Below are 2,317 nucleotides of genomic sequence, written 5' to 3'. Positions count from 1 at the left end.
TGCCGGAGCAAGGAATAGAGAAAGGTGGCACCGTGCGAGACCCGCGTATGTCCGCGATCGGGAAAGGGCTGAAGCGCCGCGGCCGGCTGATGGTCCAGGCGGTGAGCCCGCCGCGCCGCCAGCTGAACGCCGTGCCGGCCCCGCGGGGGCCCCGTGAGTCGTCGTACGTCGCCCCGCGCGCCCCGCGGCTCGTGGACTCGCCGGTGTTCGTGCTGTCCTCGGTGCGCTCCGGCTCGACCCTGCTGCGGGTGCTGCTGAACAGCCACAGCCGCATCCGGGCCCCGCACGAGATGCATCTGCGCACCGTCCACGTCCAGCTGACCCGCAGCTTCAGCGCGGAGGCCATGAAGGCGCTGGAACTCGACAAGACCGAGCTGGAGCACCTGCTGTGGGACCGGGTGCTGCACCTGGAGCTCACCCGCAGCGGCAAGGACGTCATCGTCGACAAGACGCCGCCGAACACCCTCATCTGGCCCCGGCTGCACCGATGTTGGCCCAACGCCCGCTACATCCTCCTGCTGCGTCACCCGGGCGCGGTCATAGCGTCCCTGACCGAGCGCCGCAGCGATCCCGACCTCGAGTCCATCCATGCCGAGGTCCTCGGCTACGCGGAGAAGCTGGAGGAGGCCCGGCAGAACCTCGACGTGCACGTGATCACGTACGAGGAGCTCACCGCCGAGCCGGAGCAGGCGACGCGCGGCCTGTGCGAGTACCTCGGCGTCGAGTGGGAGAGCGGCATGCTCGACTACGGCAGCCGGGACCACGGCACGTTCCGCCCCCAGCTCGGCGACTGGAGCAGCACCATCAAGTCGGGCCGCATCCAGCCCGCCAGACCAGCCGACCCTTCCGCCGAACTCCCGCCTCGACTGGCGGAGTTGGCGAAGACGTGGGGGTACCCGGTCTAGAGAGGCAGTGCCTGAACCGCACTGCCGACGGAGCCCCCCGGCGTGGGAGAGGGAACCGCCGGCAGCGTCTCCGGCGCCTCCCGCTGCTGCGGAACCGCCACCGGCCTGAGCGGCCGCGGAGCGGACACCACCGTGTAGTCCTGCCCGAGGAACGGCGGCACGATCTCCCCGGGATCATCCCCGAGAGCCAGCCGCACAGCCGCCCAGGGCGCGTTGACCCCGCACAGCGACAGCTGGTGCAACCCACCCGCCGGACGCGCGTTGACATCCATCAGCACCGGCTGCTCGCCGAACATCCGGAACTGGATGTTGGACAGACAGTGCAGCCCGAAACCCTCCGCGAGCCGCCGCGCCGGCTCCAGCCACTGCTCGTGCAGCGTGAAACCCCGCCGGCGCCCGTTCTTCGTCCGTCCGACGATCAGCCGCACCCGGTTGTCCGTGCCGGTGAGGCAGTCCACGGACACCTCCGGCTGCTCCAGGCGCGGCATCACCAGCCAGTCGACGGGCTCGTCGGCCTGCCGCACCGCCTCGAGCGCCAGGTCGAGCGGCACGTAGGGGCTCGGGAACCCGCTGAGGTGCAGAAGCGAGAAAGGGGCGCGTGTGATCACACGGAAGCCCACTCCGCCCGCCCCGGACGCCGGCTTGAAGCACGCCCTGTGCCCGGCCGCCTCCAACTCCTCGACGGCCGCGACCAGTTCGTCGGCGCTGCGCACCCGCCACCACGGCGGCACGGGCACGCCGATCGCCTGGACGGCCTCGTAGGCGATCACCTTGTCCTGGAAGACGGCCACGGCCTCCGGCGGCGGCGCCAGCAGCGCCGTACCCACCGCCTCGAACTCGGCGCGGTGCGCCACGATCGCCGCCTGGTGCAGCCGCGGCACGAACACGTCGATGCCGCGCCTGGCGCACTGGTCCAGGGCGAACTCGACGTACGCGGCCGGGGACAGGCCCTCCGGCTCCAGCTCGGCCGTGTCGGCGGCGGCCAGTACGGGCGAGTCGGGGTCGCCGTGCGTGGCGTGGATCTCGACGGCCCGGTCGCTGGGATTTCTCCGCAGCTGATCCATGAAGAACACGTTCTCCGCGTACGTGCGGTTGAGCCAGACGCGTACGCGAGAGACCATGCAGGCCGCCTTTCACGGTTCGCGGGCACGGCGGAGCGAGGCCGGCCCGGCCTGGGGTGGTTGGAGGGACACCGAACCGCCCCTGTGTGAAGGGAGTTTCGTAGCGGTGGTGTTGGGGCGATCATACGGCTTCGCGGACCCGCTGCGTGCAACGTGCGTGTTACGGATTCTCCGGTCGTGCCCACCCTCAGCGCGGGTTCCTGCCAGGGCCTGTCCGGCGGATCAGGTCGGCTCCGAGGAGCGGTGACTGACCGCCGCAGATGTGCGTGCCAGACCCCGCGATTCCGGCAT

At 71.0% G+C, this 2,317-nt stretch carries 2 protein-coding genes; one reads left to right on the top strand and one right to left on the bottom strand.

Annotation, left to right across the window (positions count from 1 at the left end):
• Positions 1 to 32: 32 nt before the first annotated feature.
• Positions 33 to 905 (top strand): sulfotransferase, encoded by an 873-nt coding sequence (locus tag StrepF001_RS45020; protein WP_240798015.1) that lies wholly within the window; start codon positions 33 to 35, stop codon positions 903 to 905.
• Here StrepF001_RS45020 and StrepF001_RS45015 read toward each other — a convergent pair.
• Positions 902 to 2,026 carry an ATP-grasp domain-containing protein gene (locus StrepF001_RS45015; RefSeq protein WP_129803846.1) on the bottom strand — a complete coding sequence of 375 codons (1,125 nt, stop codon included), beginning with the start codon at positions 2,024 to 2,026 and terminating at the stop codon, positions 902 to 904. The two genes, StrepF001_RS45020 and StrepF001_RS45015, sit on opposite strands and share 4 nt — an antisense overlap.
• Positions 2,027 to 2,317 lie beyond the last annotated feature (291 nt).

The sequence above is a fragment of the Streptomyces sp. F001 genome (assembly GCF_004187715.1).
GTDB classification, from domain to species: domain Bacteria; phylum Actinomycetota; class Actinomycetes; order Streptomycetales; family Streptomycetaceae; genus Streptomyces; species Streptomyces flavusporus.
The sequence above is the reverse complement of the archived record's forward strand: the minus strand, read 5'-3'. Positions and strand labels throughout refer to the sequence as shown.

Bases quoted from the DNA above. Each gene is read 5' to 3' on its own strand.
- StrepF001_RS45015 (WP_129803846.1), bottom strand. From the start codon at position 2,026: ATGGTCTCTCGCGTACGCGTCTGGCTCAACCGCACGTACGCGGAGAAC.